Source organism: Ligilactobacillus sp. UO.C109, from assembly GCF_026847815.1.
In the GTDB taxonomy this organism is placed as follows: domain Bacteria; phylum Bacillota; class Bacilli; order Lactobacillales; family Lactobacillaceae; genus Ligilactobacillus; species Ligilactobacillus salivarius.
The window spans coordinates 297,013-310,671 of record NZ_JAPSFH010000027.1; the positions used below are offsets into that span (position 1 = coordinate 297,013).

The window sequence follows — 13,659 nt, forward strand, 5'->3', positions numbered from 1 at the left end:
TTACTTGGAAATAGACCTTAACTATAATTAAACTTATATTTATGGTAAACTAGGTTGTACTAATAGATTCGGAGTGATTATATTTTGGAAAGTTGGATATTTCTAGGGCTAATTTTATTGATTGCGTATCTGGGAAAGAATTCCTCGCTATTAATTGCCGGAGCAGTAGTAATGGTAATCAAACTATTCCCATTTTTATCGCAAAAATTATTTCCAGTTATTCAAGCGAAAGGTATTAACTGGGGTGTAACAGTTATTTCAGTTGCAATTCTAATTCCAATCGCTACTGGACAAATTCAATTTAAAGACTTAATTAACGCAATGAAAACTCCAGCTGGTTGGATTGCAGTTATTTGTGGAATTTTAGTAGCAATTTTATCCAAACACGGAGTTAACTTGCTATCATCAACTCCACAGGTAACAGTAGCTTTAGTAATTGGAACAATCATTGGAGTAGTATTTTTAAAGGGTGTAGCAGCTGGGCCAGTTATTGCAGCCGGAATTACATATTATTTAGTTACACTGCTGAATTTGAGTTTTAGCTAATTATGGAGGAAAAAATGTTAAAAAATATCTTAGGTAGAGAAATTATTGCGAAGGTAACAGATTTTAATGATAAATATATCTTTGCACAAGTAGAAGGTTTAACTTTTAGAATGGCACGTGATGAGCTTTTAAAAGCACCTAAAATTAATTCATCATTGAAAGGTTTTGCTTATATCAATGATAATCATCAATTACAGTTGACTAAAAAGGTTCCTAAAGTTCAAGTTGATAGGTATGCTTGGGGAACAGTCGTTAGCAGCCGTAAGGACTTAGGTGTATTTGTTGATATAGGTTTACCTAATAAAGATATCGTAGTATCAATTGATGATTTACCAGAGTTACCACAATTATGGCCACAAAAAGGTGATAAATTGATGATTGGACTAGCAATTGATGCTAAAGATAGGATGTGGGGCAAGCTAGCTACTCCTGAAATGTTCCAAACCATTAGTGGAATGGCCAAGAAAAATATGCAAAACAAGAATGTAACAGCTACAGTCTATCGTTTGAAATTAGTAGGAACTTTTGTAATAACAGATGACTACTACTTAGGCTTTATTCATCCATCTGAACGAGAAGTTGAACCACGTTTAGGTGAAGTTGTTAAAGCCCGTGTAATTGGAGTAAAGGATGATGGTACATTGAACCTCTCTACACGTCCACGAGCATATGAAGCAATTAGCGATGATTCACAAATGATATTGATGGCCTTACAACACACATCGGCTAAGCAATTACCATTTACAGACAAATCATCGCCAGACGAAATCAAAGCCTACTTCGGCATTAGTAAAGGTCAATTTAAGCGTGCAGTTGGTCATTTAATGAAAGCAGGTTTAGTTAAGCAAGCAGACGGATTCTTGATTTTGAATGAAAATTAGAGGTGAGTAGCGATTAACAATATTTTAATGGACTATTTGCATTATCTGAAAGTTGAGCGTGGTTTATCGGAGAATACAATTGCTAGTTATGGAATTGATCTCAAATTATTTTTAGAGTATTTAAGAGAAAATGAAATTCCATCTTTTAAGCAAGTGAATAAAGAGGTTATCGTCAACTATATGCAAGCTGAGAAGAATAACAATAAAGCTAATTCCAGTATTTTACGTAGTGTTAGCAGTTTAAGAAAGTTTTTTCAGTATTTAGCGCAAGAAAAAATTATTGAAAAAGACCCAATGTTGTTAATTGATACACCAAAGAAGAAACAACATTTACCCCAAGTGCTAACTAAAGAAGAAGTTGAAAAGTTATTGCACTCACCTAATACGGGTCAAGTTTTAGGTTTAAGAGATCGGGCGATGTTGGAATTGATGTATGCGACTGGTCTACGAATCAGTGAAATTATCAACTTGAAACTTGAAGATTTGCATTTAACAATGGGGACACTTCAAACGTTAGGTAAGGGGCATAAAGAACGTATCGTTCCGGTAGGCGATGAAGCAATTAAATGGATAAATCGTTATTTAGAAGAAGCACGTCCTAAATTATTGAAACAAAAGCGTAGTAATTATTTATTCTTGAACTTTCATGGAAATAACTTAACACGTCAGGGCGTATGGAAAAATTTGAAGGCAGAAGTAAGAAAAGCTGGAATTCAAAAAAATATAACACCACATACTTTACGTCATTCATTTGCGACCCATATTTTAGAAAATGGGGCAGATTTAAGAATTGTTCAAGAGCTATTAGGGCATGCAGATATTTCAACAACACAGATTTATACGCATCTTTCAAATAAGCAATTGGCGGATATTTACAATCGTGCTCATCCTAGAGCATAAAAAACAGGATTTGAAACTGGAAAATCAGATTTCAAATCCTGTTTTTATTATTAACTAATGTCCGGCTTGATTGCCACCATTATTTCCAGCTGGTGTTGCCGGAGTATTATTGCTTTGTGTATTGTTGTTACCACCTGTAGTGGTTGTTGCACTACTGTTAGCTGATGTACTGCTTGCAGTAGAAGTACTGCTTTCGCTAGCATTACTGTTAGAATCACTACCAGAAGACTTTTCATCGCTAGAAGAAGTGCTGCCAGAAGATTCTTTATCACTAGAAGAACTTGAGGAACTAGATGAAGATTCATTGATTCCTGAAGAACTTCCTTTACCAGTGATTGTAGGAGCAGCTGAACCAGCTAGGTAAAGTTCACGTTGGCCATTAATTGTTCTAGAGTAAACATTACTTGGTTTAGTCCAGTCGGTATTTGAAACTCCTTGGGATAGGTAAGTCATCAACACTTTATAAATCTGTTGTGCCAGCTTGGAGTTATTCGGAACATAATTACCAGGTTCATACTGGTGATCATATCCAACCCAGACAGAAATGGAATAATGTTTAGTATATCCATCAAACCAAGAATCCATTGCTGCATCAGATGGGAATTGACCACTGACATCAGATGGATAAGCAGTTGTACCAGTTTTACCAGCTTGGTATAAACCAGAAATATTAGCTGCAGTACCAGAACCATTAGAAGAAGTGATAACTTGTTTCAACATATCAGTAATCATGTAAGCAGTTGAGGATTGCATTACACGTTTACCAGAGCTAGAGTAGTCATTTACTTGACCGTCTGCAGTTTCAATCTTATCAATATAAGTTGGTTCATAGTAAGTACCACCGTTAGCAAAAGCAGCATAAGCAGCCGCATTTTGTAATGTTGATGCTGGAAGTCCAATACCATTTTGTAAGGACAAGCCTTTAGTATCATAACCAAGATTACTCAAGAATGACTTAGCTTTAGTCATACCAACTGCTTGTAGAGCTCTAATCGCAGGAACGTTTCGAGATTCAATCAAAGCTTGACGCATGGTAATTGTACCTTTGTAGCGATTATCAAAGTCATATAATTGAGTTGATGTTCCAGGATAGTAGAACTTGGTATCCTTCAAAGCGTGGTAAGTAGCCCAATCTAGATATTCAATTGCTGGTGCGTAATCCATAACAGGCTTAGCTGTCGAACCACTAGAGCGGTCAGTTTGAACAGCACGGTTTAAACCATAAGTTACATCGCCAGTCTTACGTCCACCAATCTGAGCAATAACTTTACCATTATTAGGATCAACAACTGTTGTCGCAACTTGCATAGTATCGTTAGGGAAGTCTACATAGTAGTCAGTATTAACGATGTTATAAAGTTTCTTTTGTGCATCCATATCTAAATTGGTGTAAATCTTTAAGTTTCCAGAATAAGGATCATAGCCTTTTTCCTTAGCTTCAGCAATTACTTCTTTTAGATAGGAGTCAGAAATTTTTGCTTTTTGTGAAGTTGTGCTTTCTTGTTCATGTGTTTGGACAAGACCATCTGTTACATCCTCTTGCTTAGCTTCATTAGCTTGAGCTTGTGAGATCTTTTTATTAGCTACCATTGCATCTAAAACATCATTACGACGTTGAGTAGCTAATTTAGGACTCGAATATGGATTGTAAGTAGAAGGAGCGTTAGGAATACCTGCAATCATTGCAGTTTGTGCTAAATCAAGATTCTTTAATGATTTACCATAATAATACTTGGCTGCAGTTTCCATACCATAAGTGCCATATCCCATGAAAACTTTGTTAATGTAGAAAGTCAAAATTTGTTCCTTGGAATATTCTTTGTCCAATTGCATCGCTAACCAAGCTTCTTGTGACTTACGCTTGAGCGTTTGATCTGACTTCTTAGTTGAGAAGAAAGAAAGCTTGATTAACTGTTGATCTAAAGTACTACCACCTTGTAGACCGGCGGAAGAACCAGTGACGTTTGAAAGGGCAGCAGACACGATACGAACAGGATCAACACCGTGATGCTTATAGAAACGTCTATCTTCAATGGAAACAACAGCATCCTTCAATTGTTGAGGAATGTCTTCCGTCTTTATGTAAGTACGATTCTCATTTCCAAGTGAAGTTATCTTATCACCATTAGCGTCGTAGATAACGGAATTACCGGCACTTGTAAGTTTGTTTTCTGAAAGCTCAGGGGCATTTTTAGCATAAACGAAAAATACCGTAGCTCCAATAACAAAAAGTGCCAAAAGTGCTGTTAAAGCGCCTAAAATAATCTTTTTGACTAAGCCACTATTTTTATTAGGCTTGCGAGGGTTATTTCGACTTTCTTCTTCGCGACGTTTTGCCACACGAGAAAGTCTAGAATTTTCATTACTATCCATTTTTATCTCCTTTAATAAAGTTTAATGAATTATGAATTAGCAATTAATAAGTCTACCCCCTTCAAGAAGGGAATTCTTGGAGAAATTGAGTAATTCAATTTATATCCAAGCTGTTCAATTTCTGCTTTAGGAATTGATTTACGTGACTTATCTTGTTCATCCCAGTACTTAAAAAGTAAATCAGCAGGTAAAATAAATAACTCGTCAGTCTTAGTAAACTTAACAATAGTAAAACAAATTCCTCCTTGCTTCTGGCAGGCTCTCATGTGTTCAACCTGATGTGCATGAAAGTTGCGTAAAGGAAAAGAGGAAATATTAGTTGTTTCTTTAGCTTCAAAGTCGAGATATTTACCCTTATAAACACCGTTGTAGTCTGTTGTCGAAGCTTGCTTAAAGTAGGCTTCTTTAATAACAGCGGCGCTTCTCTTAGGATAATCAACACTAACGATTTGGATTGGTATCGGTTTCTTATGAATGACAGCAATCCCTTGACTCAAATAATATTGATTACTTTCATTGATTTCTTCTTCAAGTGACATTCCACGATTTCCATAAATTGTCTTAGAACGATTGTGATTGATGCTGCGATGATTTACCTTATTAACTAAACTAGGATGATTTTCATTTTTATGATAGTCGTAAGCACGACCATTCGGATAATGGAAAACCATTAATTCATCACGCTCCTATCCAACTAATTATACCAAGCCCGCCATGTATTAGCAAAATAATTATGTGTAACTTAGTTGTAACAAACGTTTAACATAGAGGGATATTTATTACTATAAATGTAAAAAAGATAGGCCCATTATAAGACCTATCTCATGAATAATATTTATTAAGCTTTTTTCTTTATAACATTTACAAATCCCGCTAAGATGCAAAGAACTGTAACTAAGAATGGGAAGATTGCAAATGGAATAAAGTCTAGTGGATTAACGCGTAGGGTGCCAGCGATAAATACACCACTAACACTCCAAGGAACGACAGCATTAATTGCAGCACCGGCATCATTGAGGACACGAGTAAGAGCTGTTCTAGGTAAATTGTGGTGATCAAAAGCTTCTTTGAAGGATTCACCTGGTAAAATAATTGCAAGGTAATGTTCACCAACTAAAAGGTTAACACCGATACAAGTTAAAGCAGCAGAAATAGTTAAACCAACGATACCTTTGACAGATTCTTCAATCTTAGTGATAATCACACCAATGATGTTGAATTTGATTAAAAGTCCACCCAAAGCTAGGGCAAAAATAATTAATGCAAGTGAAGTAAGCATACTACTAATACCACCTTTTGAAAGAAGAAGGTTGATATTTTTGTTAGGTGTATGAGCAACGAATCCATTCATGATCAATTCAGTAATAGAATTAATGGAGATATTTGGATTATGAATCCAGCCTAGAATAACAGCAGATAAAGCACCTAGTCCTAATGAAGGAATTGCAGGAACTTTAAAGATAGCTAAGATGATCAACAAGATAACAGGTAACATGGTCCATGGTGAAATCCAGAAGTTATTTTGTAATTGATCAAGCATAACATTGATAGTGTGTAAACTAGCTGGTTTTGGATGTAATCCCATAAGTGTGAAGAATATTAATGAGATAAACCAAGCTGGTAAATCAGTCCAAAGAAGTGACTTGATATGAGTGTAGATGTCAATTTCTCCGGTGCTAGCAGCTAAGTTGGTTGTTCCAGACAATGGTGAAATGTTAGAACCACAGAATGCTCCAGAAACAATTGCACTAGCTGTTAGGCCAGGACTAAAATGTAAAGTTGTACCAATACCGATAAAGGCAATTCCCATAGTAGAAACACTGGTAAATGAACTACCACAAGCAATTCCGACCAAGGTACAAACTAAGAAGACAGTAGGGAGGAAAAATTGAATAGAAATAATTTTAAATCCCCAAAACATAACAGTAGGAATGGTTCCTGAGAAAATCCAAGTAGCAATTAAAACACCAATTGTTAAGAAAATTACAAGTGGATCAACCCCAGCACGTAAACCAGTACGCATACCGTCAATGATCGTGTCCCAAGTGAATCCACGTAAGCGACCGTAAACCATTAAAACAACAAAAGCGATTAATAATGGTGCTTGTGGTTCTTGATGTTGTCCAATAATTAGGAAACCTAAAATTCCTAGAATAATAGCTAAAACAATAATACTTTCCCCTAAGCCTAAAATAGGTTCACTTTTCTTAATTAATTTCTTCATAATAATTTCTCCATTTCTTATAATAAAATATTAATCGTCACTGAAAAAATATTGATAATAATAATCCATACATCATCACTCCTTTTAAACAAAAAGCCCCACGACTGACTAATCAGCCGTGGGACGAAATTCTCGTGGTACCACCCAGTATTTATGCAATAACTTGCATCTCAATTGCTGTATCGTAAGCAAACGCAATTCTAATTTTGATGGTTGTAATTCATTAGAATACTATGGTTTAACTTGCAGCTACCGTTAACTCTCTTAGCCAGGGAGTATCTAACTACTGGGTTCCATTAGAATTATTAGAGATCTTTAATTTATAACTTAGGTTAATGCATGTAAAAACATTTGTCAACACATTTATTTGTTAAAATTCAAAATTATTTAAAACTAACTGCTAGTCATTTAATGTAAATAACTATATTGTAGAGTATATTTGAACTGGTAAAATAATTAATTGTGAGGTGAAAATATGAATTTATGGGTAACAGGTTATCGGAGTTATGAGTTGGGAGTTTTCAATTCAAAAGATAAAAAGGTAGAAGTGATCAAATATGCATTACAAAAGAAGATCCTTGAAAAAATTGATGAGGGTTTAGAATGGGTTATCACTGGAGCACAAATGGGAATTGAACAGTGGACTTGCGAAGTAGTAGCAGAAATGAAAAAAGAATATCCGGAACTTAAGTTAGCTATCATGATGCCTTACAGTGAATTTGCTGGAAATTGGAATGAAGCTAATCAGGAAAGTTTTTCAATACGTTGTTCACTGGCAGATTTTGTAGGAGAAGTTAGTAAGGAAAAATATAAGAGTCCGATGCAACTTAAAAATTATCAAAACTTTATGTTAGATCATACGGATCAGGCGATGTTAATCTATGATCCTGAACATGAAGGTAAGACAAAGTACGACTATGAAATGATAAAGAAGTATGGCGAACAAGAAGATTATCCATACGATTTAGTAGATATGTATCAGCTCCAAGAATTTGCGGAAATGTATCAAGAAAAGCATAGTTTTTAAAAACGAAAATCGCCCTTGTTAGTTCGGTTTTTGTGTAGTATAATCTCAAATAATAATATTTCAAGAGGATATACAGTTAAAATACGAATTATAGAAATGGGTGTTATAAATTTTGGAAAAGCAAAAACTTATTAAATTGATAGATGTCGCTGCAGGTCGTAAAAAAGCTGATTTAGTTTTAAAGAACGCAAAGATTGTAGATGTTTTTCAAGCTAAAATTTTAATAGGAGATATTGCTATTTCTGACGGTTACATCGCTGGAATTGGTGGAAGTTATCAAGGTGTAGAAGAACGTAATTACACTGGCAAGTATGTTGCACCAGGTTTCATTGAAGCTCATATTCATATCGAGTCATCCTATGTTTCTCCAGAAGAATTTAGTCGAGTTTTTATTCCAAGAGGAACGACAACCATCTTGGCTGATCCTCATGAAATCGTAAATGTTGCTGGATTAAAAGGTCTAGATTATATGGTAAATGCTGCAAAGAACGCAAAGATGGATATTCGCTACATGATGCCACCATGTGTTCCAGCAACTAATTTTGAAACTTCAGGTGCGGATTTATATGCTGATGATATGGAAGATGCATTAAAGACAGGTAAAGTTGATGGCTTAGCAGAACTAATGAATTTCCCAGGAGTTATTAACGCTGACGATAAGATGATTGATGAAATTCTTATGGCTAAAAAGTATGGTGCTCGAATTGACGGGCATGCTCCTCAAGTAGTAGGAAAAGACTTAAATGCATATATTGCTGCTGGCCCGGCTAACGACCATGAATGTTCGACTTTAGAGGAAGCTGAAGAACGTTTAGCACGTGGAATGTATCTTTTATTACGTGAAGGTTCAGTTACACAAGATTTACGTAAGTTATTGCTAATTGTTAATACTGCTAATTCACGTCGTTGCTTGTTATCTGGCGATGATGTACAAGCAAAAACAGCGATTAATAAAGGACACTTAGATAATAGTATTAGAATATGTATTGATGAAGGCTTGAATCCAATTACTGCTATTCAAATGGCTACATTGAATCCAGCTGAATACTGTGGCTTGAATGATAGAGGAGCAATTGCACCAGGTCGTCGTGCAGATATGGTCGTTTTTGAAAGTTTAGAAGACTTTGCTGTTGAAGAAACTTATATTTTAGGTGAAAAGTTAAGTCAAGGAAATGAATATTTAGGTGAAGTTAACTACTATCCAATTGATAGTGTTGAATCTTCTATGCATGTTAAGGATTTTACACGCGAAAAGCTTCAACTACATTTAAATAGTGACAAAGTTCGTGCAATCGGAGTAGTACCAGGTGAAGTTTTGACAACTGAAGAGCATGTGACAGTAAGACGTGATGGCGATGGTAATTTTGTATACAACGATCAAGAAGATGTCACAAAGATTGTCGTTGTTGAACGTCACCATAACACTGGAAATGTAAATGTGAACCTACTAAGTGGATATGGTATTAAAGCTGGAGCAATCGCAATTTCTATTGGACATGACTCACATAATATTATTGCTACTGGAACTAATGATGATGACATCTTCATGGCTGTTAACGAACTTATCAAGCAAGAAGGTGGAGCAGTCGTAGTTAAAGATGAAAAAGTTATTTCACGTATGGAATTGAAGATTGCAGGATTGATGTGCAATTTACCAGCTGAGAAAATGATTGCGCAACAAGATGCACTTGATGAAGCTGTTCATGAAGAATTAGGTGTACCAGATAATGTTAACCCAGTAATGACTTTGAGTTTCATGCCATTAGCAGTAATTACAAAGCTAAAGATTACAGATAAAGGGTTAGTTGACGTTGAAAAGAATGCTTTTGTCAGCAATGAGTTAGACTAAAATCAAACTATTTTAAAATATATCTTTCAATCAGCAAAAACGTATGCTATAATAGTTTTTGTTGATGCGGGTGTAGTTTAGTGGTAAAACCACAGCCTTCCAAGCTGTTGTCGCGAGTTCGATTCTCGTCACCCGCTTATATATGTGAGTTATAGTCAGTAAGGTTTTCTTACTGGCTATTTTTTTATCATCAGTAATTTTAGTATAAATAAAAAAGTAGCTCTACTATATAGTATGACTACTTAAAAATAATCTTTATTAATAAGAGATACTATTCTTCTATTTCATAGGCCAAGTATTTATAAGCAAATTGGTATCCTAATTTTTGTGCTAAATGCAAAGATGTTTCAGTATGAGCATCCCAGCTTGGATATAGGCCTTGGTCAAGGCAAGTTATTATTAATTGAGAACAAGCAATTGTTGCTAATCCTCGTCTTTGAAAATCTGGATGTGTGGCAACTTCAATTTCAATTCCATTTTGATATGATGAAAAAGAACTAGCTCCTGCAACGATACTTTGGTCATTAACAATTACATAACCAAGTCCCCATTTTTTAAACTCATCATAGTTACTATAATTTCCTACCAAGTCAGTTGACCATTCTTTTTGTAAACATTGATCATATAAACTAGCATCAATTGAGTGCATTTAAAATTCTGGTGATAGTTTTTCAATGTTTAATTGGAGTTTGGGTGTATCAAAATTAGTATCCTTGAGGGTTGCATAACGCGTAAATTTTCTGACTTGATCACCACAATATCTCTCAATCATGTTAGCCCATTCTGTATTTTGGGGTACCATAATTAAATCAGAGCAAGCGTCAACGGCAGTAGTAATAAGGTTCAAATTAGGTTTTCCAGCAAAAAAAGAAAATGCTGAATTGATGCCTAGTATTGCTAATGCTGATTGAGGATTAGAATTATCATCAACAATAATTTGTCCCATAGTCCCATCTAAACATGACCAAATTATTGTTTGATCCCATCCAGTAAATAGGGAGTGAACCTTTTGCATAGTTTGTTCTTTCATAATTTTCGTATCCTTTCTGAATCTTTCTGTGTCTGTAATTTGAAACTTAATATTTTGATTGCAAAATTTTCTATATAATAGATTATCAGATTGTTTTGCTTATAAATCAACATTTGCATCATTTTTTATAGTAGAAACTGTTAGTGTACAATTATTATAACGTACTCATTTATTGACTATTTAATGAGTTTGACTATTACAAAATAATTTGATATTATACTTTAAGTGTGCATAAACTTTTAAAGAATTAATTGAAACCTTTAATATACATAACTTTAATAGTATAATTATGCCTGAGCAATAGTTTAAAGTATTGCAGATAATGATCGTTAATACTTTGAGAATGGGGCAGGTTGACTAGCGATCTGGCTCGCCTTTTTGCTTATGTTAAATTATTTTGAGAGGTGCTGCTTTTGGAAAACTTCGATTATTTACAAATGTTGGCTGGAGAACTTTACATAGCTCGTGATGTTGCCGAAGTATGTGATCCTCGCGAAGGACGTGAAATTACAAGGCAAATTAATCAAACTGATCGCAATGAAAGGGAGAAAATCAAGCGTTTAGTAGGAAAGATTGTAGCACACAAAGATAATAATTACTGGATAACACCACCTGTATATGTTGATTATGGGAAGCATATCACTGTGGGCAGCAATTTTTATTGTAATCTGGATTGCATTTTCCTTGATGTTAATAAAATTACAATTGGTGACAATGTTATGGTTGGACCAAGAGTGAGTTTCTATACAGCTGGTCATCCAACTGATGCAGAAATCAGAAATGAAGCGTTAGAATTTGGATTACCAATTACTGTAAAAAATAATGTCTGGATAGGTGGAAATGTTGTAATTCTACCAGGAGTAACAATCGGTAAAAATTCGATTGTCGCTGCTGGTGCGGTAGTTACAAAAGATGTACCTGACAATGTAATCGTTGGTGGCAATCCAGCTAGAGTTATTCGTGAAATAGGGGAAGCCGATAAGGCAAAGTGGGAACGAATGAAAGATACATATTATAGAAAGAAAAAAGAATTCGAGGAGAGATAATTTTGAATACAAGAAAAAATAGCTCAGATTTTCCTGTGCGTCGTTGGTATGGCGATGCTTTTGGGATTAGTGGAGCAGTCTTCTTATTAACATTATTACTAGTGATATTTAATGTAAAGGTATTTGTTAATTTTGAAGATAATATTACCGCTACTTTCCAATCTATGTTTGGTTTGCCAAAAATGGATTATAGTGGTGGATTATTAAACGATATCATGACATTTGTGGCATCTTATTTTGATACTAAGCCAATTATTGCAATCACAATTGTAGTGGGAATTGTATTGATTTTAAGACGCCAAATCAAAATAGGTATTTGGTTGATGTATGTTGTAGCAAGTGGTGGCATTATAGGATTAGTTTTAAAAGCTTTGATCAAGCGTCCACGTCCACTTCATCATCTTCCAATTGATGATGGATATTCATTCCCAAGTGGACATTCTCTAGCAAGTACTTTATTGATTTGGGCAATCATCTTCGTTGTTCTTCCTTTAATCAAGAAGGAAAATGTTCGTAGAATTGTTGGATGGTTGTTAGTTCTATTGTGGGTATTAATCTTATTCTCTAGACTATACTTTGCAGCTCATCACTTTGGCGATGTCCTAGGTGGTATAAGTTTCTCACTTGCTTGGTTATGGTTGAATATGGCGTTATATCCCAAGATTTTTATGAGAAATTAGAAATTTAATTCAGGGTATATTTTTAAGGATTCTAAGAAAGAATTTTTCTTGGGATCCTTTTTATTTGACATCAATATTTGCATAATAATTTTTAGAATTGCTTGTATGGTAAAATAATAGTAGGAAGTAATATTTTTTTGAATAATAGTAAATAATTATGAAAGGGGTTTATTATATGGGCGATAAGTTAGTAAATTGGATTGCAGAGTTACAAAGCATCGCACAAGCTGGTTTAACTTATGGTAAAGATGTTTATGATCGTGAACGTTATCAACGTATTAGAGAAATCACTGCTGAAATGATGGCAGCCAAAACTGGACTTTCATTGGAAAAAGTGACTGATTTGTTTTGTGGTGAAACTGGTTATCAAACGCCTAAAGTGGATACAAGAGCGGCTATTTTTAAAGATAACAAGATATTACTTGTGCATGAGAGCGATGGTACTTGGTCTTTACCTGGTGGTTGGGTTGAATTTAATCTATCAATAAAGGAAAATACGATAAAAGAAATTCGTGAAGAAACAGGATTAGAGGCAACTGCAGAGAAAATAATCGCTATACATGATAGAAATAAGCATAATGTTCCTGAATATGTATATGGTGTCTGCAAGATTTTTGTTTTATGCCGAGTTCATGGTGGAGAATTTGTAAAGAATATCGAAACGACAGGTTTTGAATACTTTGCTGAAGATGAAATTCCTACTCTCGCTCTTGCCAAGAATAATGAAGAACAGGTAAAAATGTGTTTTCGTGCTTATAATGATCCAAATTGGGAAGTGGAGTTTGATTAATGTTTAATAAATTTGGGGGAAGAGACGTTGAAATAGTCGACATTGATGATAGAAAATGGATAGGTTATGTAGCAGGGATTGAGTCTCCTGCTGATTCAGACGATAATCAATGGTGGCTAGATGTAGAAGTGCCTGATCCTGGTTTTGAAACAGGTCTAGCAATATCAGAAAGTGAAATAAAGCAAATTAAAATTATAAATTAGCTTATACACATATTATAGTAATTTTCGTACAATCTTAAGTATTATTGGCCGTCTTTTTGACGGTTATTTTATTGTTGTCATTTTTTAGATTGCAATTGCCCAACGAATAA

At 34.7% G+C, this 13,659-nt stretch carries 12 protein-coding genes, 1 tRNA gene and 1 pseudogene; 10 read left to right on the plus strand and 4 right to left on the minus strand.

From position 1 onward, the window contains the following. The first annotated feature begins 84 nt into the window (after nucleotides 1–84). Genes OZJ21_RS05695 through xerD form a run of 3 tightly spaced genes read left to right on the plus strand, consistent with a single transcriptional unit; the run spans nucleotide 85 to nucleotide 2,327 of the window. A complete protein-coding gene (locus tag OZJ21_RS05695) occupies nucleotides 85–546 on the plus strand; it encodes a DUF441 domain-containing protein (RefSeq protein ID WP_003700305.1) in 462 nt (153 codons plus the stop codon). A 14-nt stretch (nucleotides 547–560) separates the two neighbouring features. After that, a complete protein-coding gene (locus tag OZJ21_RS05700) occupies nucleotides 561–1,427 on the plus strand; it encodes a CvfB family protein (protein ID WP_003706339.1) in 867 nt (288 codons plus the stop codon). A 27-nt stretch (nucleotides 1,428–1,454) separates the two neighbouring features. Continuing rightward, nucleotides 1,455–2,327 carry a site-specific tyrosine recombinase XerD gene (gene xerD, locus OZJ21_RS05705; protein ID WP_003706337.1) on the plus strand — a complete coding sequence of 291 codons (873 nt, stop codon included), beginning with the start codon at nucleotides 1,455–1,457 and terminating at the stop codon, nucleotides 2,325–2,327. 54 nt (nucleotides 2,328–2,381) lie between these two features. On the opposite strand, the gene OZJ21_RS05710 is transcribed toward xerD, so the two are convergent. The 3 genes from OZJ21_RS05710 to nhaC all read right to left on the minus strand — a co-directional run bounded on the left by OZJ21_RS05710 (nucleotide 2,382) and on the right by nhaC (nucleotide 6,924). Continuing rightward, the gene (locus OZJ21_RS05710; protein ID WP_003710215.1) at nucleotides 2,382–4,700 is read right to left on the minus strand and encodes a transglycosylase domain-containing protein; all 2,319 of its coding nucleotides are present in this window, start codon (nucleotides 4,698–4,700) and stop codon (nucleotides 2,382–2,384) included. Nucleotides 4,701–4,729: 29 nt separating this feature from the next. Continuing rightward, on the minus strand, nucleotides 4,730–5,371 hold the full coding sequence (gene recU / locus OZJ21_RS05715; RefSeq protein WP_003700298.1) for a Holliday junction resolvase RecU: 642 nt from the start codon (nucleotides 5,369–5,371) through the stop codon (nucleotides 4,730–4,732). Nucleotides 5,372–5,538: 167 nt separating this feature from the next. Next, nucleotides 5,539–6,924, minus strand: a complete 1,386-nt coding sequence (gene nhaC / locus OZJ21_RS05720; RefSeq protein ID WP_268857563.1) for a Na+/H+ antiporter NhaC — start codon at nucleotides 6,922–6,924, stop codon at nucleotides 5,539–5,541. Between the two features lie 475 nt (nucleotides 6,925–7,399). Between nhaC and OZJ21_RS05725 the strand changes: the two genes are divergently transcribed. The 3 genes from OZJ21_RS05725 (at nucleotide 7,400) to OZJ21_RS05735 (ending at nucleotide 9,937) form a co-directional block, all read left to right on the plus strand. Beyond that, nucleotides 7,400–7,951 carry a DUF1273 domain-containing protein gene (locus OZJ21_RS05725; protein WP_034998020.1) on the plus strand — a complete coding sequence of 184 codons (552 nt, stop codon included), beginning with the start codon at nucleotides 7,400–7,402 and terminating at the stop codon, nucleotides 7,949–7,951. Nucleotides 7,952–8,063: 112 nt separating this feature from the next. After that, nucleotides 8,064–9,800 (plus strand): adenine deaminase, encoded by a 1,737-nt coding sequence (gene ade, locus OZJ21_RS05730; RefSeq protein WP_268857564.1) that lies wholly within the window; start codon nucleotides 8,064–8,066, stop codon nucleotides 9,798–9,800. A gap of 66 nt (nucleotides 9,801–9,866) precedes the next feature. Further along, nucleotides 9,867–9,937: transfer RNA gene (locus OZJ21_RS05735), tRNA-Gly, on the plus strand. A 134-nt stretch (nucleotides 9,938–10,071) separates the two neighbouring features. Here the strand turns inward: OZJ21_RS05735 and OZJ21_RS05740 are convergent. Further along, nucleotides 10,072–10,830 (minus strand): annotated as a pseudogene (locus OZJ21_RS05740) (GNAT family N-acetyltransferase). A 413-nt stretch (nucleotides 10,831–11,243) separates the two neighbouring features. Here OZJ21_RS05740 and OZJ21_RS05745 point away from each other — a divergent pair. From OZJ21_RS05745 to OZJ21_RS05760, 4 genes are all read left to right on the plus strand, one after another. Further along, complete coding sequence (locus OZJ21_RS05745) at nucleotides 11,244–11,876, plus strand: sugar O-acetyltransferase (RefSeq protein ID WP_003700287.1); 633 nt, start codon at nucleotides 11,244–11,246, stop codon at nucleotides 11,874–11,876. A gap of 2 nt (nucleotides 11,877–11,878) precedes the next feature. Further along, nucleotides 11,879–12,556 (plus strand): phosphatase PAP2 family protein, encoded by a 678-nt coding sequence (locus OZJ21_RS05750; protein ID WP_160993524.1) that lies wholly within the window; start codon nucleotides 11,879–11,881, stop codon nucleotides 12,554–12,556. A gap of 175 nt (nucleotides 12,557–12,731) precedes the next feature. Then, nucleotides 12,732–13,346, plus strand: coding sequence for an NUDIX hydrolase N-terminal domain-containing protein (locus OZJ21_RS05755; RefSeq protein WP_160993525.1), 615 nt, complete (start codon nucleotides 12,732–12,734; stop codon nucleotides 13,344–13,346). Beyond that, nucleotides 13,346–13,549: a hypothetical protein gene (locus tag OZJ21_RS05760; RefSeq protein ID WP_160993526.1), complete on the plus strand. Its 204-nt coding sequence runs from the start codon at nucleotides 13,346–13,348 to the stop codon at nucleotides 13,547–13,549. The genes OZJ21_RS05755 and OZJ21_RS05760 overlap by 1 nt, the downstream gene beginning before the upstream one ends. Nucleotides 13,550–13,659: the final 110 nt, after the last annotated feature.

Bases quoted from the DNA above. Each gene is read 5' to 3' on its own strand.
- OZJ21_RS05760 (WP_160993526.1), top strand. From the start codon at position 13,346: ATGTTTAATAAATTTGGGGGAAGAGACGTTGAAATAGTCGACATTGAT.
- OZJ21_RS05725 (WP_034998020.1), top strand. From the start codon at position 7,400: ATGAATTTATGGGTAACAGGTTATCGGAGTTATGAGTTGGGAGTTTTC.
- OZJ21_RS05710 (WP_003710215.1), bottom strand. From the start codon at position 4,700: ATGGATAGTAATGAAAATTCTAGACTTTCTCGTGTGGCAAAACGTCGC.
- nhaC (WP_268857563.1), bottom strand. From the start codon at position 6,924: ATGAAGAAATTAATTAAGAAAAGTGAACCTATTTTAGGCTTAGGGGAA.
- OZJ21_RS05755 (WP_160993525.1), top strand. From the start codon at position 12,732: ATGGGCGATAAGTTAGTAAATTGGATTGCAGAGTTACAAAGCATCGCA.
- OZJ21_RS05700 (WP_003706339.1), top strand. From the start codon at position 561: ATGTTAAAAAATATCTTAGGTAGAGAAATTATTGCGAAGGTAACAGAT.
- recU (WP_003700298.1), bottom strand. From the start codon at position 5,371: ATGGTTTTCCATTATCCGAATGGTCGTGCTTACGACTATCATAAAAAT.
- xerD (WP_003706337.1), top strand. From the start codon at position 1,455: ATGGACTATTTGCATTATCTGAAAGTTGAGCGTGGTTTATCGGAGAAT.